The organism is Klebsiella quasivariicola (assembly GCF_002269255.1).
Lineage (GTDB): Bacteria > Pseudomonadota > Gammaproteobacteria > Enterobacterales > Enterobacteriaceae > Klebsiella > Klebsiella quasivariicola.
The window spans coordinates 1,937,058-1,957,516 of record NZ_CP022823.1; the positions used below are offsets into that span (position 1 = coordinate 1,937,058).

The following is a 20,459-nucleotide window of genomic DNA, read 5'->3' on the forward strand; positions in this document are numbered from 1 at the left end:
GATCTTGAATCGAATACTCACGGCTATTATTTTGTCGTTATTTATTGTTACCGGATATATTACCTATCTGGTGCATGAGCGACAAAGTGAGTTGCAAAAATTTACCCGCTATACAGACTCCTGGTCAATGTCGCAGATGGTGTCGGAATATATGCGACTGGAGTCTCGTCTGGCGGGAATGGCGATCGGGGCCGAAGGGGCGGACCACGATGAGGTGCGCCTGCGCCTGGAGATCATGATGAGCCAGATCGAACTCCTGCAGCAGGGCGATCTGGGTAAATTTATTAATAAAAGCGAACAGCGGAAGGCGGTGGTCGCGACGCTGATTCGTAATCTTCATCTGCTTGATAAACAAGTTGATACCATGACGCCGGAGCAGGTCAAACAGATCCTGCCGGTGTTGAGTGAACTGGATGGCCCCCTGACCTCAATGGCCGCCGCCACGCTGACGCAAGATATTAATATCGTTAATGTCACGCATGATAAAATTCAGCATCTCTATTATATCTACTCGGTGATCTCCATTCTGCTGATCGCCATGTGTATTACCCTGGGTTTGCTGATGCTGCGGCAGAATAATAACCTGCGTCGCGCCCATGTTCGTATGAAGACCCTGGCCAACGATCTGCAGATCTCAAAAGAGAAGCTGCAGGTGCAGAACCGCCGTCTCCAGTACGATGCCTACCATGATTCACTAACCGGCATGCCCAACCGCCTCTCTTTCTGGCAACGACTGCAGGAGATCGTCAATCAGGTGCGTCCTTATAAGGGATCCGCCGTGGTGATGCTTTTCGACCTCGACAGCTTTAAGGATGTGAACGACACCCTCGGCCATGATGCTGGCGATAAGCTGCTGCAGGATCTGGCCAGTCGTCTCTCCTTTTTTCGTAAAACCACCGAGACGCTGTATCGCCTCGGCGGGGATGAGTTCGCGATGCTCTCTTACGATCTGACCGAAGAGATGGCCCTTGAGCGGGCCAATGTTATCCGCGAAAAAATCAGCCAGCCCTATCAGATCTATGATGCGCAAATTAATATCGACGCCTGCATTGGGATCGTGATTTCAGACGGCGAAAGCCGTACCGATTATTTGTACAAATGTGCCGACCTCGCGCTGTATGAGGCGAAAAAAGAGGGCAGCGGGCATGTGCAAATTTTCCGACCCGGGATGCTGCAACGTTTGCAGGAGAATAAATCGTTCGAAGACGATCTGCTGCTCGCGTTGGCCCATGACGAATTCAAAGTTTACTACCAGCCGATCGCCGATACCGTTACCCGCGAAATCTATGGTTATGAAGCGCTGGTTCGCTGGTTTCATCCGGTACGCGGCGCCGTGCCGCCGACGGTATTTATTCCGGTGGCAGAGAAAATCGGCCTGATTAATGCCCTTGGTGAGTGGGTACTGAAGACCGCCTGTGCCGAAGCGGCCAGCTGGGCGACGCCGCTCAAGGTCTCGGTTAACGTTTCACCTATTCAGCTGATGAACACCTCGCTGACTGACACCATTATCAGTGTGCTGCAGCAAACCGGCCTCGATCCGCGACGCCTGGATCTGGAGATCACCGAATCCGATGTCTTCAACGAGAACACCCGCTCGCTGGAAATTCTCAGCCAGCTGCGTGAGCAGGGCATTCAGATCTCCATTGATGACTTTGGAACCGGTTATTCCTCCCTGTCGCGCCTAAGCTACTTCCCGTTCGACAAAATTAAAATCGATCGCTCGTTTGTTATTAATATTCCGGCGCAAAAAGACGATCTCGATATCGTTCGTCTGATTATCAGTATGGGAAAGAGCCTGCATATGCGTATTGTGGCGGAAGGCGTGGAAACCGAAGAACAGTTGACCTCGCTGCAGGCGCTGGGGTGTGATCTGGTCCAGGGGTATTTAATCGGTAAGCCAAGTCCACTGCGCTAGCAACTCCCGAACACGTTTATATTATTATTCCGGGTGATTTCAGGATCCTGAAATCGCTTTTTTATTTAAACGTGTCGCTAATCCCTGAGGGGTATAAAAAGGGGTAGGGGTAAAATTCGACAATAAAATAATATCCTCAACGTTTAAAAGAGGTATATGATATGCATCATATAGGCTATTTCTGACCGCCTCGTTTGCGGCGGTAAAGTGAGGCACCATCATGCAGCGAATCATTATTCCCACCCATTACGTTCACACCCGCAGCACGCCGCTGTGGACCAAAGAGACCGCCCCGGCCTCTATCTGGCGCCGCCATCTGGATGCCGGCACCCGACAGGGGGTTTACCCTCGTCTTTCGGTGATGCAGGGGGCGATCCGCTATCTCGGCTATGCCGATGAAACCAGCCCCGATCCTGTGGAAACCCTGACCATTGAAGCTGGACAGTTTGGCGTCTTTCCGCCGGAAAAATGGCACTGTATTGAGGCGCTCACCGAAGACACGGTGTTTAATGTCGACTTTTACGTTGATCCGCAAATACTCATAGAGGGATAAAAAGAGATGACCAGTGAAAATAAAGGCTATGCTTTAGCGCTGGAAAACTGCCAGCTACACCAGAAGCGTGAAAAAATATTCCTCAAACCGATGGCGCTGTATATTCCGCAGCAGGCAGTGGAGGCCGTTAATAGTCTGCTGAATGACCTGCCGGGTGGCAATGAACAAGGAGAGTGGGTATTGACCGTCACCAATAATAATAACGGCGTCTCGGTTGATAAAACCTTTTCCTCGCTGGCGGCGCTGCGCGACCCGTTCACCGCCGCTGATACGGTGAAGGATCTGATCAATATCGTTCGCGGCTACGAGTCCGATGAAGAGACCAACGTTTGCGGCTGGTAAGCCCGCTACTCTTCCGCCGGATGGCGACCGTCACCTAATGCCATCTGGTCGACCAGCCACTCCCGTAGATCGATAATATCCGCGCGCTGCGCCACTGACTCGGTGGTGACCAGGTAGTAGCAGGCGCCCGGTAATGCGCAGGAAAACGGCGCGGACAATACCCCGCGCTGCAGCAGATCCCGTGCCAGCAGTTCGCTGGCGATCACCACCCCCTGGCCGGCCACCGCCGCCTGCAGGGCATGGGTCTCATCGCTAAAGGTTAACCCCGCATCAATATTCAGCGTCGACGGCCCATAGCGGCGGCGCCAGTTCTCCCAGTTTGGCGAGTCGGCCGGCACGCGGCGGTTGGCGACGTGAAACAGCGTCACCCGCTGCAGATCTTCAGGCCGGGCGAGGCCCAGGGACGGGCTGGCGACCACGATAAAACGATCCTCATACAGCAGCGTACAGCACAGGTCTGGTTCCGGCGTTTCACGATAGCGAATCGCGGCGTCCACGGTACCCAACTGTAGATCCACCCGTTCGACGCTGGTGTGCAGACGCAGGTCGATAGCCGGAAAGCGAGCGGTAAAGTCCGCCAGCCGTGGCACCAGCCAGTGGGTGAGAAAATTGGAGGTGGTGGTGACGGTTAAGGATGGTGGCTGACGGGCATGAGCGATCTGGACGACGGCCTGTTCCAGGGCGCTAAAAGCGCGCTGCGTGGCGGCGTAGAGGATCTCGCCATCCGCAGTCAGACTAACGCCCTGTGCGCTGCGTTCGCACACCCGGCACTCCAGCACCGACTCCAGCAGTTTAATCTGATGGCTGACCGCCGTCGCGCTGACGCCGAGCGCCCCGGCGGCCTGTTTAAAACTGCGGTGGCGGGCGACGGCATGAAAGGCGCGCAGCGCCCCCAGCGGCGGTAGACGGGGTGTTCTCATGGCTGAGTTTTTCTCATCTATGGCTGAAAACTATGCGTTTGTGTAAGGCAATATAGTGGCGCTAGGCTACGGGCATGTAAAGACAGTGGCATGAATTAAATTCATGCTGCTTCGCCTGTCAGGAGTCAATTATGCACGTTGTAAGCCGCTACACCGCCGCGGACGCGGCGGGGATTATCGAGCCGCGTGGCCGCGCCATCGCCCTGAGCGTGGCTTTTGCCGCCGGAGCCTTGCTGTTAAACATGGTTCCCGTTATCGGCGTGACCGGCACGCTGAGTCTGCTGACGGCACTGAGCGCCGCCTGCGGCGCCGGGTGGGGATCCACACGCGGGCATTCCTGGCTTTATCGCTCGCCCCTGGCGGCGACGCGCTGGGCCTTTCTGCTGTCGGCGGCCGGCTGGCTGCTGGCGCTGGTGGCCTGGTATGGCGGGCAGGACTGGTCCGCCATGCTGCCGGGCGTGGCGTGCGGCGGGGCGGGGGCGGCTGTCGCCTGGCGGATTGCGGCGGGACGGTCGATGCAGTGTGGGCCCAGACTCGGTGGCGCAACGCTGCTGAGCGTGGTCGTTGTCATCGCGGCGACGCTATTGGCCCAACACACTGCCGGGGCCGGGCGCAGCGGCGTGTGCTTCGCCTTCGCCGTGCTGCTGGACCTGTCGCTGCTCGGCGCGCTGATCGTGCGCATCAGGCAGCTGGAGAGTGCGGCGTAAGTGAGTCCGGGAGGCAAATGAAACGAGACGGGGTAAGTCACCCGGCGTGGTGACAAATTTCTTCTACACTGTTACAGGCATCACATTCCTGTGCGGTCGGCACTCCTGCCGGCCGCCGTCGGCGTTCAGCCCAGGCACGGGCCTGCAGGCTGGTTATCCTGAAAGAGGAGTCTGTAACATGGCATTTGTCACCACCCAAGACGGCGTCAACATTTACTTCAAAGACTGGGGTCCAAAGGAAGCTCAGCCGATTGTCTTTCATCACGGCTGGCCCTTGAGCGCCGACGACTGGGATAACCAGATGTTGTTTTTCCTTGCCGAAGGTTTTCGGGTCATCGCTATCGACCGTCGGGGTCATGGCCGCTCCGATCAGGTTAGCGAGGGGCACGATATGGACCATTACGCGGCGGACGTTTCGGCGGTGGTGGAACATCTGGATCTGTACAATGCGGTCCACGTCGGGCACTCCACTGGCGGCGGCCAGGTTGCCCGCTACGTCGCCCGCTACGGCCAGCCGCAGGGGCGGGTGGCGAAAGCGGTGTTAATTAGCGCCGTCCCGCCGCTGATGGTGAAAACCGAGCAGAATCCGGGCGGTACGCCGATCGAGGTGTTTGATGGTTTCCGCAAAGCGCTGGCGGCGAACCGCGCCCAGTTCTATCTCGACGTCGCCTCTGGCCCGTTCTATGGCTTCAATCGTGACGGGGCAGAAGTGTCGCAGGGGACGATCCAGAACTGGTGGCGACAGGGAATGATCGGCAGCGCCAAGGCCCATTATGAAGGTATCAAGGCGTTTTCAGAGACTGACCAGACGGAAGACCTTAAGTCGATCACCTTGCCGGTGCTGGTGATGCAGGGGGATGACGACCAGGTGGTTCCCTATAAAAATGCAGCCATTCTGCAGGACAAACTGCTGCCGAACAGCCAGCTAATCATTTATCCTGGCTTCCCGCACGGGATGCACACCTCTCACGCCGATACCATCAACGCCGATCTGCTGGCGTTTATCCGCGCCTGATCTTCCCCTTTTGCCGGGCAGAGTGCCGTTAATGGCATTCCGCCAGCGCCCTGGTCGCCAGTCGCCGGGGCGCGCTGGTTGACGAGCAGGGGAAATCTGCTTAACTCATGGGATACCTGACGACAATTTCCCCCTGGCAGGATAAAACGCCGGGTTTCTCTGTGGAAACCCGGCAGAATTCTGCGCAAGAGACAAGAGAGAGACAATGAAATTAGCCGGCCTTCATCCCGACGAGCAGCGTCGCCTGCAATCGCTTCGCTCCTCCGGGCTGTTGAATAGCGGAAAAGAAGAACGTTTCGATCGCCTGACCAGGCTTGCTCGTTCGCTGTACAACCTGCCTGTCGCCTCCATTAGTCTGGTGGGGGAAGATCTGCTGCATATCAAATCCTGTGCCGGTCTGGATGTGGACACGGTGCCGAGAGATATATCATTTTGCGCCCATACCATTCTGCAAACCGACCCGCTTATCGTCAACGACATGCAGCAGGACGTGCGCTTTCATGATAATCCGCTGGTGATCCAGGCCCCGTTTATCCGCTTTTATGCCGGCTATCCGGTACAACTACCGGATGGTGCCACCGTGGGGTCTTTCTGTCTGATGGATCATCAGCCGCGTTCGTTTTCCGCCCATGAAATCCAGATCTTAAGCGATCTGGCGGCGATCGTGGAGGATGAGTTTAAGGTGCTGGATGCGGCAACCTCAGATGAACTCACAGGGTTATTTAATCGTCGGGGATTCCTCACCCTGGCAGAGTATGCCCTGCTGACCGCTCAGCGCCGCCATGAGCCGATGAGTCTGGCGTTTGTCGACCTCGACCGCTTCAAACATATCAATGATACCTGGGGGCATGAAGAGGGCGATCGCGCGCTGATCGCCATCGCCGATCTGATGAAAGCGGCCTTCCGCGAGTCCGATATTCTCGCCAGGCAGGGGGGCGATGAGTTTATTATTCTGTTCGCCAATACCGGCCGCCACGATGCCGCAACAGCAATGGAGACACTGAGCCAGAATGTGGCCCGTTTTAACCAGCAGGCGGCTCATCCCTGGCAGCTGGCTTTCTCCTGGGGCTGCGTTGAGTACGATCCCGCCACTCACCCCAATCTTAACGCGCTGGTGGCCACCGCCGACCGCCTGATGTACCAGGCAAAGCAGAAACAGGGGCGCGAACGTCGCTAACCTGGCGTGGAGGCGTTTTGCAGATACCGCTGTGCCTGCTGCCGCTTCTGTGCATAGCTGCTGAGCAGCGCCTGCTGTGATTTCCCTTCGTTGTCGTAAAACAGACCGCCTTCGTCAGCGATAAAGCGATAATGCTGCTCCAGCTGGTTTAGCACCCAGTCGATGCGTTGCAGGGTGAGTAAGGTACACGACTGGCCATGCAGATCGTCTTCGATATCCAGCACGTGGGAGCGGAAGGCCTCAACGGCAAATAACCGGCTCAGCGCGGCTGGGTCCGCCAGCGCCGACGCCCAGCGCGCCGTTATCTGCTGAAAATGGGCCTGCACCTGCGGAGCGGCCCGCCGGGCGCGGAGCCAGGCGAGCTTGCGCCGGTAGCTTTCGAGCGCCAGCCGCTTCAGATCGCGATAGTGCGCCAGCTGCTGCTCCGCGTCGGGGACCTGGGTCATCAGCCAGCCAAAAAAGAAACGGGTCTCAAAGCGCTCGACAAAGTGAAACAGCGGATCGGCCAGACCGTTGCTGTTGAATTCCCTGAGCGGATCGAAGGGATACATATAGCCAAAATCGAACAGCCACAGCTGCTCCTGACAGTCCACCAGCAGATTTCCACGACAGAGATCCCACTCCATCAGCCCCTTTTCCTCACAGGCTTCCAGGGTCGTAAATAGCTGGGCGATCAACGTCGGGGTCAGCTGGTGGATCAGCTCGCCATCGAGCCACGGTGAGAGCAGGATGCCGAGGCGATAATCGGCATACAGCGTCGGAACAATGTGGGTGAAGCGCGGGGCGGTGACCGGGTTATCCTTCAGCCGCTGCAACGCCTGCCGGCACTGCACTTCATTTAAAAACGACAGCTGGCCGTTGAGGTTGGCGACGCCGGCGACGGCGCGTCGTTTTTTTAAATTGTACTCCTTGCCAGCGATGCGCAGCCGGTAAACCTCGCCGGTCAGTCCCGAGCCGTATACCTGCACCACATAGGGTGAATCGGGGCCCAGCGCGGCGAGGGTTTCTGGTGGCAGCGGGCAGTGGCTGACGTCGCCAACGATAAGGGGGTCTCCGCTGCGATCGAACGCCTGCTGTTGCTGTTGTCTGAGGTTCATGGTGCCTCCGGGTATAACGTTAGACAGCGTGGATAATCCACGCTATCTCACCCGCAAGCGGCGGTGAATTCATCCTACTGGCGGGGGCTTTTTCAGGCTGAGCTGGGCTGCGTTCACGGAGGAGATTCGGGGCGTAGGGCGGCGGCCCGGAACGGCAAGCGTCTGGAACGCATACCTGACGCCGTTATCGATGCCAGGCTGGATGCGATTCTGAGTTAACGTCAGCGACGCAAAAAAGCAAAAAGCCTGCTCGAAAGCAGGCTTTTTAAATGTGGCTCCTCTGACTGGACTCGAACCAGTGACATACGGATTAACAGTCCGCCGTTCTACCGACTGAACTACAGAGGAATCGTGTGGAGTCGTATCTTAGCGGCGAAAAATCTTTTGTCAAACATCAATTCGCCTGTTCAGGTGCAACTGCCGCTTCCATCAACAATTTGTTGTCATTTCCGACAATTATTCAGGAAAAATACTTTGCAGGATACCCATTTCTCAATCATCATTTGAAATGTTGTTTCAACATCTCTCACTAAGGTCTCTCTTGAACGTCACCTCCGCCGTACGCCAGGCCGTCGAACGGACACCCTGGTTTAAAAAACGTCAGCGTTATCGTGTGCTGTACTGGCGCGAAATTAGCCCTCTCGCTGTGCCCATTCTGCTGGAAAATGCCTGTGTGCTGTTGATGGGGGTATTGAGTACCTTCCTTGTCAGCTGGCTGGGAAAAGAGGCCATGGCCGGGGTAGGTCTGGCCGATAGCTTCAACATGGTGATTATGTCGTTCTTTGCCGCCATCGATCTCGGCACCACGGTGGTGGTGGCCTTTAGCCTCGGCAAGCGCGATCGGCGACGGGCGAGGGCGGCCGCGCGCCAGTCGCTGGCCATTATGACCCTGTTTTCGATTTTGCTGGCGGGGGTGATCCATGCCTTTGGCCAGGAGATTATTGATTTTGTCGCCGGCGACGCCACCGCCCAGGTTAAGGACCTGGCGCTGACCTATCTGGAGCTGACGGCGCTGAGCTACCCGGCGGCGGCGATTGCGCTGATCGGTAGCGGGGCGCTGCGCGGCGCCGGAACCACTAAAATCCCGCTGCTGATCAACGGCGGGATGAATATCCTCAATATCTTAATCAGCAGCGTGCTCATCTACGGCATCTTCTCCTGGCCGGGGCTGGGCTTTGTCGGCGCCGGGCTTGGGCTGACCATTGCCCGCTATATTGGCGCGATAGCCACGATCTGGGTGCTGATGGTGGGGCTCAACCCGGCGTTACGACTGTCGCTGAAAGGCTACTTTAAACCCTTTAACTTCGCCATTATCTGGGAGGTGATGGGGATCGGCATTCCGGCCAGTATCGAATCGGTACTGTTCAATGGCGGTAAACTGCTGACCCAGATGTTTGTCGCCGGGATGGGCACCAACGTTATCGCCGGCAACTTTATCGCCTTTTCGGTGGCTTCGCTGATTAACCTGCCGGGCAACGCCCTTGGATCTGCCTCGACAATTATTACCGGCAAGCGGCTGGGGAAAGGGCAGATTGGCCAGGCTGAATTTCAGGCCTGGCACGTATTCTGGCTGTCGACGATCATTCTGACGCTAATTGCCTGGGGCAGCGCCCCCTTCGCCGGCTTTATTGCCTCGTTCTATACCCATGAAGAAGACGTAAAAGAGGTGGTGAAACAGCTTTTGTGGCTCAATGCGCTGTTTATGCCGATCTGGTCGCTGTCGTGGACCTTACCTTGCGCCTTTAAAGGCGCGCGCGACGTACGCTATACCATGTGGGTGTCGATGCTTGGCATGTGGGGCTGCCGGGTGGTGGCGGGCTATACGCTCGGTATCGTGCTGGGGATGGGGGTGATCGGCGTCTGGTTGGGGATGGTGCTCGACTGGGCAGTGCGCGGCGTGTTGTTTTACTTCCGCATGGTGAGCGGGCGCTGGCTGTGGAAGTACCCGCGCGTGAAGGCTTCGCCAGAAAAAAACTGAGTCTCTTGCCGGATAAACGCCATTTTTTGCGCAAAGTGAAGAATAATTCGGCAAACGATTCATTTTATTAAAAACAGGCTTTGACAGGACCGGGCGTCATCGTTACTATGCGCCCCGTTCACACGATTCCTCTGTAGTTCAGTCGGTAGAACGGCGGACTGTTAATCCGTATGTCACTGGTTCGAGTCCAGTCAGAGGAGCCAAATTTAAGAAGCCTGCTTTCGAGCAGGCTTTTTGCTTTTCTGCCCGCCACGCTTCTCTGTGGACGAAGATCTAAAGTCATCACCGGGCCGTTCGTCTGGCCCATCCTGACGCTTCCCAGCGGGGAACACAGCATTTTCCTTTGTATACATTTCTCTGTTTCAATAAAGCTTGTCATATAATTATCCATCATCAATGCAGAACACACACTCACTTCTCTAAAATACCGTTTCCATTGCCGCACGGGATCGTATAATAAGATGCGAATGGAACTCCGATCTGATTATTCACTACACTCTTTTTTGTTAATGGAAATAACGATGAAAAGTAAATACTTTATTATAGTATTGATATCTACACTCTTATTAAGCGCCTGTGCATGGACTTCGCGAGGTAAAATCAACCGTAACCTGGAGAGCGCTTCCTATCTGGCAAATAAGAATTCATATTCTTCTTCCTATTGTGACAGCCTTGATTACCTGAAGGGAGCCCTGGCAATCGCACAGGCTAAGGGGAGTACCGGTCTGCAAGCCAAAGTATTGCAGGCCTATGTCGATAATTACAATAAAATTATAATTAATCTTAAATATATTCATGCACAATCTAGTATTAATGATATTTGGCAAAAAGGCGAAAGCTATGCCTGCTGGATGCCGGAGATGCGCCGCGTCATGCCCTTAATGACGGCAGAAATGAAAGCGCAGATTCATCCTGAATCTTACCCATCCACGGCTTACGAGCAAAAAGGAAGGGACCTGGCGGGAGAGGCTTTTTATCAACTGGCGCAAAAAGAAAAAAATAAAACAGTGAAGCTCCATGACCTGCTTGCAACTTATCGTTACAGCCCGGGGCGTAAAGGTCTTAATCACGATCTGCAAACGGCTTATGAAAATGCTACCAATCATATTATTTTAAAAAATGCCGGGGACAGGGCTATCGCGGGTAAAGATGTATTGAGGGAAGGCGTTATTCCCGGACTTCGTCACTATTACGCGGAAAAATCACTCGATGAACGCAAAAAAGAAGCTAGCGACAGGAATAAAGTGCTTCCTTACCCTCTGGAAGTCAGCTGTATGTGTCACTATGTCTTCGACTATCCCAATGCCCCACAAAAAACCGGTACAAATTTTGTTATTACATTGCGCTTAACCAAAGCCAAACGTGAATCCGGAAGTTACAGACGGACCGCGCCGGAAGAAAGAGAGGGCGTCACACAGCAGTGTTACGATGTCCCTGTTTTCAGTCGCGACGGCAAAGGGAAAAAAATGAAAACCGGTGAAACGAAAACCCGCTGTGTCAATAGCACCTATACTTATACTGAAAATGCCGTTTACAGCGGAACAGAATATACGACCACCCTAAGGGGAAAAATAATGATGAGCATGAATGGTCGCACCATACTCAAAAACCAGGATATTATTGGCTATGAGTCGACCGAGTCTTCTTCCGCAGATAGCCTTGCAAAGGCCCAGAATGATATTGTCCGGCTTATGGCTTACAAAATAAAAGTGGGCATCTTCAGCGCCAAATGACTCTGCTCGCCGGTGGGTATATCGCTGCACACTGACGCTCCCCTGCGGGGAACGCCAGCGTATTTCCTTTCTATCTCTGCGTCATCGATTAACGGAACGGCGGCTCGTTGAAGGTGCGCAGCTTACGCGAGTGCATATGATCCCCCTCGGCGCGTAGCAGGTCGATCGCCCTGATACCGATCTGCAAATGCTCCGAGATAGCGCCCTCGTAAAAGCGGTTGGCCTGGCCGGGGAGTTTGATTTCACCGTGCAGCGGCTTGTCCGACACGCAGAGTAAAGTGCCGTAGGGGACGCGGAAACGATAGCCCTGGGCGGCAATGGTCGCGCTCTCCATATCGATAGCTACTGCGCGGCTGAGATTAAAGCGCAGCGCCGAAGCGGAATAGCGCAGTTCCCAGTTACGGTCGTCGGTGGTGACGACTGTTCCGGTACGCAGCCGTTGCTTCACTTCCTCGCCGGGCATCCCGCTCACCTGCTTGGTGGCGTCGTAGAGGGCGCGCTGTACTTCGGCAATGCTGGGGATCGGGATATCCGGCGGCAGAACGGCGTCCAGCACATGGTCGTCGCGCAGATAGGCGTGCGCCAGCACGTAGTCGCCAATACTCTGGCTTTCGCGCAGGCCGCCGCAGTGGCCGATCATCAGCCAGACGTCCGGGCGCAGCACAGCGAGGTGGTCGCAGATGGTTTTGGCGTTTGCCGGGCCGACGCCAATATTAATCAGCGTGATCCCTTTGCCGTCGTGGGTGATCAGATGCCAGGCCGGCATCTGGTGCTTCTTCCAGGCCAGATCGGAAATGGCCTGCTCCGGCGCTTCGGTTTCCGCAGTGATCCAGATCCCGCCGGCACAGGAGAGGGCGATATAGGGGCTGTCAGGATCGAGGATCTGGCTGCAGCCCCAGCTGACGAACTCATCCACGTAGCGGGTATAGTTAGTGAACAGCACGTAGGGCTGGAAATGTTCCGCCGGCGTGCCGGTATAGTGTCGCAGACGCGCCAGCGAAAAATCGACACGACGGGCGTCAAAGTGCGACAGCGGGTAAAACTCAGTGGGATGGAACAGGCCATCCGCGGTCTCATCGCCAATCTGCGACAGCTCGGTGGTGGGAAAATAGCGTGTCAGACCGGCGCTCATCGAGCGGTCAAGGGTCAGAGTGGAACCATCTATCACGTAAGGATAGGGGATCTCATGCTGCGACAGCTCGACGCTGATATGGGCGCCATAGTCCTGATACAGCAGGGTCAGTTGTTCCAGCAGATAGCTGCGGAACAATTTCGGATTGGTGATGGTGGTGGTATAGCAACCGGCATGGGTGAAACGCCCCCAGGCGCGCGTTTTGAGGGCCTTATGGTCGGCGCCGTCCCAGGAGACCGACAGCTGCGGATAGACAAAAAGGCCTTCCGCGCGGGCTTCGGTATCAGGGAGCGTATTATGGTCGATATAGTCGCCAATGGCTTTGCGTAGCGCGGTGACCGAGGCTTCATAGCGCGCTTCCAGCTCGGTAAGCGCTTGTTCCGGGGTCAGACTGGCGGCCTTGTTATTCATGATTCGCTCCTTGTTTCAGGTCTGCTGACATTCCCGATAGTATGTCACAGCGCGAAAAGGGCGAAAGGGAATTTATCTGGTGAATGCGAAGATACTGAAACGTCACTGGCTAAGGGCCCGCCGCGCTGTTTATCCAACGAAGTTGGCCCAGCGCTCACTGCTATAATGGCTGGCGTTGAGGATCTTTAGCGTGTGCGCCGGATTATTATTCAGACAATAGCGCGCATCGGTCAGCGGTGTGAGTTTATCCCCCACCCGCAGATGGAGTCTACAGGCTTCAATTTCAGCGATCATCTCCAGCGTGCCGCTCTGGAGCACGACGCGGCAGGGACTGGCTGAAGCATTGTCCTGTATTTTTTTTACCCACCACTCCATCAGTTTCTCCCTGTCCTGGTGACACGTACGTCGATAATTCATGTTTCTTTAACGTCTGACAATAAGATTATCCCCTTGGTTTATACAGTGTTTAGAAATACGCGCCCGAACCTTGATCTCATCGTTAGGCTTTTTTTCTTTGAGAGTGAATGATCGGCCGGGTTTAATTTGCCGACAGCGATAACTATGCTGAAAAGCAGACAGTAAAAATAGTCCGTCAGGAACGAGATGGGTGATAACGGCCAGGTGATAAATATAAGAGAGAGCGTCATGAAGCATATTTTTCGACACTGGCAAAGGCCGGGCGTCGTCCTCGGCTCGCTACTGAAAAAAGGGATTATTGCGGTACTGGTGCTGCTGGTGGTCTTTCTCGCTGGACGGATCTATGAGTCCCAGCGCGGCCCGGCCCTGCATCGCTGGCATACCTGGAGTGGCAACGAGATGTCGGCCGAAGAGATAGACCAGGCGACCTTTGCCCAGTATCGGGCGCGGGAGCAGACTATTTTTGCCGATCTCCAGCGGGAAGTGACTGACAAGTTGCCGGAAGAAGATAAAACACCCGTCAACCGCTTTTATCGCTATAGCCGGGTCTGGCCGGGACAGTTTCACCAGGACTGGAACCGTTCTTTTGTGCTGGTGCCGCAGGGTAAGCCGCGCGGCAGCGTGGTGCTGCTCCATGGCCTGACCGATTCGCCTTACAGCGTACGCGATCTGGCGCAGCGCTGGCAGCAGCGTGGCTATGTGGCGGTGGTGCCACGTCTGCCGGGCCACGGTACCGCGCCCGGCGCCTTAACCGCGGTTGACTGGGAGACCTGGCTGGCGACAACGCGTCTGGCGGTACGCGAAGCGACCCGTCTGGCCGGGGAAGATGTGCCGCTACATCTGGTCGGCTACTCTAACGGCGGCGCGCTGGCGCTCAAGTACGCCCTTGATAGTCTGGAGGACAGCCACCTGCGTCAGCCGCAGCAGATTATCCTGCTGTCGCCGATGATTGGCGTGACCGCATTTGCCCGTTTCGCTGGTCTCGCCGGGCTGCCGTCCATCTTCCCGGCGTTCGCCCGCGCGGCCTGGCTGAACGTGGCGCCTGAGTTTAATCCGTTCAAGTACAATTCCTTTCCGGTTAAGGCGGCGAGACAGTCCTGGCTGTTAAGTCAGGCGCTGCAGCAGCAGATTATTCGTGCGGCGCGGCAGGACGAGCTGAAAGCACTGCCGCCGGTCCTCACCTTCCAGTCGGTGATGGATTCCACGGTCAGCACCCGGGCGGTGGTGGAGTCCCTGTATCGCTACCTGCCGGACAACGGCAGCGAGCTGGTGGTGTTCGATATTAACCAGGCGGCGGATCTTCGCGTCCTGTTTCGTCCTGCGCTCTATGCGGCAGTGAATACGCTGCTGCCGCCGGCGCCGCGGGCCTATACCACCACGGTGGTGACCAACGCGACGGCACACACGCTGCAGACCGTCGCCCGTACCACGCTGGCGCAGGAGCAGAACGAGCATCGTTACCCGTTGCATCTCGCCTGGCCGGCGGATATGTATTCTCTGTCGCATGTGGCAGTGCCGTTTCCCCTGAGTGACTCGCTGTATGGTCGCGAGCCGGACGAGAAGAACCGCTACGGCATCAGCCTGGGCACTATTTCACTGCGAGGGGAAACTGGAACGCTGAGCGTGGGGCTGGAGACGTTAATGCGCGTCACCTCCAATCCTTTCTTTCCGTGGATGCTGGCGCGCGTCGATGAGCACATCACCTGCGGCGAACAGGCGGCGGTGGCGGCCTGCCTGAAAGCGCAGGCCAGAGCGGAGGCGTTAAAACAGGATCAGGTGCAGAACGGTGCGCAGCAGGATCCCGACGATCGCCGCCGGAACCACGAAGCGAAACAGACGGACAAACCGTGAGCTGATGCCGAGAAAAATACCAATGCCGGGCAAATCGAATGTCTGGATCAGCAGCCCCGCCGAGGCGTTGACCTGGCTGACGGTAACTTTGCCCTGCTGGATAAGCTCGGATATGACGCCAAAGTAGGCGGTGCCCCCGGCGACGCATTTCACCAGTGCCGGTAGCACAAAATTCTGCGGGATGTGTAGCCAGGCGAGAAGCGGCTTCAGCAACTGCTGCAGCAGGTCGATGACCCCGGCGCCCTGCAGCAGTCCCACGATGGTTAACGACAGGATCAGCATTGGCACCGCGCCAAGCGCCAGGCGGATGGCGTCGGAGCCGGCGCTGTTGATTACCGCCAGAATACCCTGGCTGTTTTGCTCAGCGTTGGGCAGCGCTTCCGCGCGGGGATTCTCAACGACCGATAAGCGCCGGCCGGTGACGTGCCAGGCCACCGCCGCCGCGCACAGGCCGCCAACCACGGAGATAACGATCGACGCCAGCCAGTGCAGACCAAAAGGGGTGAGGGGATAGAAGACATTGCCTTGCCCCATGGCGAACACCATGGCCAGCGTGGCGGCCATTTGCCGGTCGGAAACGCCGCGTTTGTCCATAATCGACAGCGTGGCAAGCGGCGCAGCGAAGCTGACAAAGTTAATCTGGATCAGAGCGAAGGCGCTCATCCCGGTTAAGCCGAAGGGCTTCAGCAGCGGAGCAACCCAGCGAACAATCACATCGAGGATGCCGCGGACCTCCAGGTACTTCATGATGATCAGCATAATCACCATGATCGGCAACAGCGTATACAGCGCGACGTCAACGGACGATTTGCCCGCCGACATAATGATGCTTATGACATCCATTTACTTTTTTACCACTCGCAAAGCCATTCGTTCGCGCCATCATAATCCCGTGGGAAAGGAAATGATATGCCGGGATTGCGGCGCCGCCCGGCACCGCTGAGTGCCGGGCGGAGGGGCTTACCGACTGATATTAACCAGCGTGCGACCGTGGATATTGTTGCTCAGGAAATCTGCGGCATACGCTGGCGCCTGCTCCAGCGTGATTTCCGTGGCGGCTTGCTGGTAGTAGCTTTCCGGCAGAAGCTGGGCCAGACGCTGCCAGACGGCGCCGCGTTCAGCGGTTGGCACCATCACCGAATCCACCCCCTGCAGGCGCACATTACGCAGAATAAACGGCATCACGGTGGTTGGCAGGTCGAATCCTCCGGCCAGACCACAGGCAGCGACGCAGCCGCGGTATTGCGTTTGCGCCAGCACTTTGGCCAGCACCGGGCCGCCGACGGTATCGACTGCGCCCGCCCATAGCTGTTTTTCCAGTGGACGGGTTTCAGCGAAGTCGCTGCGCGGCAGGATCGCATCGACGCCCAGCTGGCGGAGGTAGTCGTGTGTTGACTCCCGGCCCGATACTGCGGTTACCCGATAGCCTAACGCTTTCAGTAATACCACCGCTGTGCTGCCGACCCCGCCGCTGGCGCCGGTGACCAGGATATCCCCGCTTTCGGGAGTGATGCCCGCGTTGACGAGAGCATCGACGCATAACATCGCGGTAAAGCCGGCGGTACCGATGATCATCGCCTGGCGCGCGCTGAGCGTCTCCGGCAGAGCAACCAGCCAGTCACCTTTGACGCAGGCCTCAGTGGCCAGGCCACCCCAGTGGTTTTCACCGACGCCCCAGCCGGTAAGGATCACGGCCTGGCCGGGAACAAAGCGCGGATCGCGGCTTTCTTTCACCTGACCCGCAAAATCAATACCGGGCACCATCGGAAACTGACGGATAATCTTTCCTTTGCCAGTGATTGCCAGCGCATCTTTATAGTTGAGACTCGACCAGTCGACGGCGACCCGCACATCGCCTTCGGCGAGGGCAGGCAGGTCGATCGTTTTAACGGTGGCTACGGTACGGTTGTCAATCTGGTCCAGAACTAATGCTTTCATGACTGAGTATTCCTCGTCTGAAGGGGGTTATCGGCGCTATCGCCGTCCTGTGCAGGTGTTATTGTCGTCATACTGTGCGCGAAGAATTCCCAGTACTGGTTAAGCGGAGTGGCGGACTGGACCAGCCTGGCGCGCATCACCGCGCCTTCCCAGCCGATCCAGAATACCTGCGCCAGCGCCTGCGGTGAGGCGTCGCTGGCGATGGTCCCGGCAGTCCGTGCCTCGTGCAGACAGCGGGCTACTCGCGCCTCCCATGCCGCCAGAATGGTTTTCAATCGCTGGTGAAACGCCTCGGGTAATAGCGGCGCCTCCTGCAGCAGATTGCCCACCAGGCAGCCGCGACGGAACTGGTATTTCTCCATTCCCTGGCCGGCATCACGCACGAAGGCCGCCATTCGTTCCAGCGGTAGTACGGCGCTATTCAGCAGGAATTTATCTAATTTATGCGCAAAAAAGTCGCCATAGGCGGCAAGCACGGCCAGGCCAAAGGCTTCCTTGCTTTTGAAACAGTGGTAAAACGATCCCTTGGGTACGGCGATGTTCTTGATGACGGCCTCGATCCCTGCTGCGAGATAGCCCGTTTCAGTTAGGACCTCAAGGCCTGAGCGAATCAGCGCCTGACGCGTGTCGATAAACTGGCGATCGACCTTTGGGGGCCGACCGCGGCGGGGTTTCAGGTTGTCAGAGATGTCGGGATTCATCATTTAGACCGTATGGTTTAATTGTTTGTCAGGGTACGCCCAATCCCGGGGCAGGGCAAGCACGGCATGGAAGCGTAAGCCTGGCTGACGAATCATCCCGGGCAGGAGAGACGTTAATGATTATTTATTGCTAATACGGGGTTTTCCCTGCAGTGGGGACAAAAAATATAAATCTGCCGATTATATTGGGCAGGTCATTAATATTCGTATGCACAATGAATGATAGGGATGAATAATATCGGAAATATAGAGATACCGGGTGACCGGAGCGCTTGAGCCGTTTTGTCCTTGTGAAAAGGCTAATTCGCGTAGTCCCCGGTCGGCAGATCCATAACGGCTTCTCTCCCCGGAAGACGGGCTGGCAGTGATTTGCAGACGATGGCGCATTGACAAAGTCGACATGATAAAACACATTGTCACCCCTGATTCGGCACTTGATGCTAACTCAGTTTAAATAGAAACGCCGCCAGACAGTGAAGTCTGTCCTTTATTCTCGGCGTCGGGATAAATACCCCGTTGCTGAATACCACCTGCGAAAAGGAATAACAGCCAGATGTACAGAATAAATATTACCGCCAGAGGAGGGGATGAATGTCGCTAATTGCTATTGTGCTGGTCTTTATCATGGCCATCGTGGTGACCGTGTTCCTGTCTCATCTTCTGCCCGTTAAGGTGCCCCTGCCGCTTATCCAGATAGCCGCGGGTGCCGCGCTGGCCGCGTGTGGATTTCAGGTTGATTTCGATCCGCATATCTTTTTGCTGCTGTTTATCCCGCCGCTGCTTTTTCTCGATGGCTGGCGGATCCCCAAAGACGCATTCTTCAGGGATATGAAGCCTATTTTGTCACTGGCGATAGGTCTGGTATTGGTGACGATCCTCGGCATTGGTCTGTTTATTCACTGGCTTATTCCGGCTATCACCGTGGCGGCGGGGTTTGCCCTTGCGGCTATTCTGTCACCCACCGATCCGGTAGCGGTCTCGGCGATGACCGCCAGCTCGCCGCTTCCCTCGAGGATGGCGCATATACTCGAAGGGGAGTCGCTGTTAAACGATGCTTCAGGCCTCGTGGCCTTTAATTTCGCCATCGCCGCGGTGCTGACCGGCAGCTTCTCGCCGGGAGATGCGGTCGTGAAGTTTTTTCTGATGGCGGCCGGGGGGATCCTCAGTGGCCTCGTAGTGGTATGGGTGACCGGTAAATGCAATAATTTCCTCGTGCGGCGCACCCGCGAGGAGCCCGCTATTCAGATCCTGATAAGCCTGCTTATCCCTTTTGTTGCTTATCTGCTTGCCGAGGCGTTCCATGTCTCGGGGATCCTTGCTGCGGTTGCTGCCGGCATCGCAATGCACTATGAGCAGCTGTCGGGTCCCCGGCTTCCGGCGACGCGCATGAAAAGTAGCGCGGTATGGAGCATGCTGCAGACGACCCTCAACGGAATGATTTTTCTCATGCTGGGCGAACAGCTGCCGCGTATGCTAAGGACGCTGCCGGCGGTAGCCAGTCAGGCCGGGGTCTCGTCTCCCTGGTATCTGCTGTTGTACGCGGTAGCCATCACCCTGGCGCTCGGTGTGATGCGTTTTGCCTGGGTATGGCTGTCGATGACCCTGACGATTTTCCGTCGTAAACGCCGGGGGAAAGCCATCACCATTCGCCCGCGCTTCAGCATCATGTCCGTGATGGCGCTGGCCGGGGTCAAAGGCTCCGTTACCCTCGCCGGTATCCTCACGCTACCGGTGGTGCTGGCCGATGGGTCGCCGTTTCCAGGGCGCGAACTGCTGATCTTTCTCTCCATGGCGGTGATCCTGATGTCGCTCATTGTGGCGGCGGTCGGTCTGCCGTTCATGACCCGCTATCTTGCCGATGATTTACCTCATGACACCGGAAAGGATGATATTGGCGCGGTGATGACCGAAGTGGCTATTAACCGCCTGAACGCGCTGCTGGATGAACCGCTGGACGATCCCAGTGAGGAAGCGCTGCGCGCCGATGCCGGTAATATGCTGCTGGAAACGTACCAGCGGCGACTTCACTATAACGATAATGAAGAGGGGCAGGATGTCGGGCTGGAGCTGGCTAAACGCGCCAGACTGGAGAAATATATGCAAAGGGAGGTCATTGTCGCCCAGCGTCAGGAGCTGTTCCGCTTGCGGCGCGCGCATAACATCAGCGATACGACCTTTTATGAGGTGCTGAGAGAGATTGATCTGAAAGAAGAGAGTTTGCGCTAGAGCCGCAATCGCCGGAGGGTGGGCCGTTCGCCTTCCGGCAGGCGTACTGCGCAGAAAAGCAAAAAGCCTGCTCGAAAGCAGGCTTTTTAAATTTGGCTCCTCTGACTGGACTCGAACCAGTGACATACGGATTAACAGTCCGCCGTTCTACCGACTGAACTACAGAGGAATCGTGTGAACGGGGCGCATATTAACGATGCCGGACTGCCTTGTCAAAGCCTGATTCAAAGAATCGCGTTCGACTGCTGACTATTTCAACAACTCACTTTTTGGCGTCGTTTTTTTCACCTGTTTGCACCGTTGCGGTGCAAATATACCTCTGATGGGGCATACCACAATCTGCTTA

Annotated in this window: 17 protein-coding genes, 3 tRNA genes and 3 pseudogenes; 13 read left to right on the top strand and 10 right to left on the bottom strand. The window is 56.4% G+C overall.

The genetic code is table 11. The features are described 5' to 3' along the window. Nucleotides 1-4: 4 nt before the first annotated feature. A complete protein-coding gene (locus B8P98_RS09680) occupies nt 5-1,915 on the top strand; it encodes a putative bifunctional diguanylate cyclase/phosphodiesterase (RefSeq protein WP_080897501.1) in 1,911 nt (636 codons plus the stop codon). A gap of 16 nt (nt 1,916-1,931) precedes the next feature. Here the strand turns inward: B8P98_RS09680 and B8P98_RS30780 are convergent. Next, a pseudogene (locus B8P98_RS30780) lies at nt 1,932-2,038 on the bottom strand (hypothetical protein). 97 nt (nt 2,039-2,135) lie between these two features. On the opposite strand from B8P98_RS30780, the gene B8P98_RS09690 reads away from it, so the two are divergent. Continuing rightward, a complete protein-coding gene (locus B8P98_RS09690) occupies nt 2,136-2,468 on the top strand; it encodes a DUF1971 domain-containing protein (protein ID WP_080924881.1) in 333 nt (110 codons plus the stop codon). Between the two features lie 6 nt (nt 2,469-2,474). Next, nucleotides 2,475-2,810, top strand: a complete 336-nt coding sequence (locus B8P98_RS09695; protein WP_095032927.1) for a DUF1869 domain-containing protein — start codon at nt 2,475-2,477, stop codon at nt 2,808-2,810. A 5-nt stretch (nt 2,811-2,815) separates the two neighbouring features. On the opposite strand, the gene B8P98_RS09700 is transcribed toward B8P98_RS09695, so the two are convergent. Then, entirely contained in the window at nt 2,816-3,730 is a 915-nt protein-coding gene (locus B8P98_RS09700; protein WP_048330529.1) for a LysR substrate-binding domain-containing protein, read from the bottom strand. A 131-nt stretch (nt 3,731-3,861) separates the two neighbouring features. Between B8P98_RS09700 and B8P98_RS09705 the strand changes: the two genes are divergently transcribed. The 3 genes from B8P98_RS09705 to B8P98_RS09715 all read left to right on the top strand — a co-directional run bounded on the left by B8P98_RS09705 (nt 3,862) and on the right by B8P98_RS09715 (nt 6,629). Then, nucleotides 3,862-4,437 carry a hypothetical protein gene (locus tag B8P98_RS09705; RefSeq protein WP_095032928.1) on the top strand — a complete coding sequence of 192 codons (576 nt, stop codon included), beginning with the start codon at nt 3,862-3,864 and terminating at the stop codon, nt 4,435-4,437. Between the two features lie 178 nt (nt 4,438-4,615). Further along, nucleotides 4,616-5,452: an alpha/beta fold hydrolase gene (locus B8P98_RS09710; RefSeq protein ID WP_095032929.1), complete on the top strand. Its 837-nt coding sequence runs from the start codon at nt 4,616-4,618 to the stop codon at nt 5,450-5,452. Between the two features lie 205 nt (nt 5,453-5,657). After that, nucleotides 5,658-6,629, top strand: coding sequence for a sensor domain-containing diguanylate cyclase (locus B8P98_RS09715; protein ID WP_095032930.1), 972 nt, complete (start codon nt 5,658-5,660; stop codon nt 6,627-6,629). On the opposite strand, the gene B8P98_RS09720 is transcribed toward B8P98_RS09715, so the two are convergent. Beyond that, complete coding sequence (locus B8P98_RS09720) at nt 6,626-7,726, bottom strand: protein kinase family protein (protein WP_095032931.1); 1,101 nt, start codon at nt 7,724-7,726, stop codon at nt 6,626-6,628. The two genes, B8P98_RS09715 and B8P98_RS09720, sit on opposite strands and share 4 nt — an antisense overlap. Before the next feature lie 141 nt (nt 7,727-7,867). On the opposite strand from B8P98_RS09720, the pseudogene B8P98_RS30435 reads away from it, so the two are divergent. Continuing rightward, nucleotides 7,868-7,945, top strand: a pseudogene (locus tag B8P98_RS30435) (type II toxin-antitoxin system PemK/MazF family toxin); the annotation flags it as partial. 53 nt (nt 7,946-7,998) lie between these two features. Here the strand turns inward: B8P98_RS30435 and B8P98_RS09725 are convergent. Continuing rightward, nucleotides 7,999-8,074 (bottom strand) — tRNA-Asn (locus tag B8P98_RS09725). Between the two features lie 5 nt (nt 8,075-8,079). Here B8P98_RS09725 and B8P98_RS32010 point away from each other — a divergent pair. The 4 genes from B8P98_RS32010 (at nt 8,080) to B8P98_RS09740 (ending at nt 11,437) form a co-directional block, all read left to right on the top strand. Further along, on the top strand, nt 8,080-8,259 hold the full coding sequence (locus B8P98_RS32010; protein ID WP_219163281.1) for a DUF5951 family protein: 180 nt from the start codon (nt 8,080-8,082) through the stop codon (nt 8,257-8,259). An 8-nt stretch (nt 8,260-8,267) separates the two neighbouring features. Continuing rightward, entirely contained in the window at nt 8,268-9,704 is a 1,437-nt protein-coding gene (locus B8P98_RS09730; RefSeq protein WP_025711169.1) for an EmmdR/YeeO family multidrug/toxin efflux MATE transporter, read from the top strand. A 127-nt stretch (nt 9,705-9,831) separates the two neighbouring features. Further along, nucleotides 9,832-9,907, top strand: a tRNA-Asn gene (locus B8P98_RS09735). A 318-nt stretch (nt 9,908-10,225) separates the two neighbouring features. After that, a complete protein-coding gene (locus B8P98_RS09740; RefSeq protein WP_080897504.1) occupies nt 10,226-11,437 on the top strand; it encodes a hypothetical protein in 1,212 nt (403 codons plus the stop codon). An 88-nt stretch (nt 11,438-11,525) separates the two neighbouring features. Here the strand turns inward: B8P98_RS09740 and B8P98_RS09745 are convergent, their stop codons facing one another. Together B8P98_RS09745 and pmrD are read right to left on the bottom strand one after the other, a co-directional pair. Beyond that, nucleotides 11,526-12,980, bottom strand: coding sequence for an AMP nucleosidase (locus B8P98_RS09745; protein WP_025711167.1), 1,455 nt, complete (start codon nt 12,978-12,980; stop codon nt 11,526-11,528). Between the two features lie 129 nt (nt 12,981-13,109). Beyond that, complete coding sequence (gene pmrD / locus B8P98_RS09750; RefSeq protein WP_080897505.1) at nt 13,110-13,355, bottom strand: signal transduction protein PmrD; 246 nt, start codon at nt 13,353-13,355, stop codon at nt 13,110-13,112. A 270-nt stretch (nt 13,356-13,625) separates the two neighbouring features. Between pmrD and B8P98_RS09755 the strand changes: the two genes are divergently transcribed. Next, complete coding sequence (locus B8P98_RS09755; protein WP_080897516.1) at nt 13,626-15,248, top strand: alpha/beta hydrolase; 1,623 nt, start codon at nt 13,626-13,628, stop codon at nt 15,246-15,248. On the opposite strand, the gene B8P98_RS09760 is transcribed toward B8P98_RS09755, so the two are convergent. From B8P98_RS09760 to acuR, 3 genes and pseudogenes are all read right to left on the bottom strand, one after another. Continuing rightward, nucleotides 15,159-16,091, bottom strand: coding sequence for a nucleoside recognition domain-containing protein (locus B8P98_RS09760; RefSeq protein ID WP_095032932.1), 933 nt, complete (start codon nt 16,089-16,091; stop codon nt 15,159-15,161). The two genes, B8P98_RS09755 and B8P98_RS09760, sit on opposite strands and share 90 nt — an antisense overlap. A gap of 117 nt (nt 16,092-16,208) precedes the next feature. Continuing rightward, complete coding sequence (locus B8P98_RS09765; protein WP_223862129.1) at nt 16,209-17,129, bottom strand: MDR family oxidoreductase; 921 nt, start codon at nt 17,127-17,129, stop codon at nt 16,209-16,211. Continuing rightward, nucleotides 17,062-17,887 (bottom strand): annotated as a pseudogene (acuR, locus tag B8P98_RS09770) (acrylate utilization transcriptional regulator AcuR). The gene B8P98_RS09765 and the pseudogene acuR overlap by 68 nt, the downstream one beginning before the upstream one ends. A 591-nt stretch (nt 17,888-18,478) precedes the next feature. Between acuR and B8P98_RS09775 the strand changes: the two are divergent. Next, nucleotides 18,479-20,113: a Na+/H+ antiporter gene (locus B8P98_RS09775; protein ID WP_025711161.1), complete on the top strand. Its 1,635-nt coding sequence runs from the start codon at nt 18,479-18,481 to the stop codon at nt 20,111-20,113. A gap of 93 nt (nt 20,114-20,206) precedes the next feature. Here the strand turns inward: B8P98_RS09775 and B8P98_RS09780 are convergent. Next, nucleotides 20,207-20,282, bottom strand: a tRNA-Asn gene (locus tag B8P98_RS09780). Nucleotides 20,283-20,459: the final 177 nt, after the last annotated feature.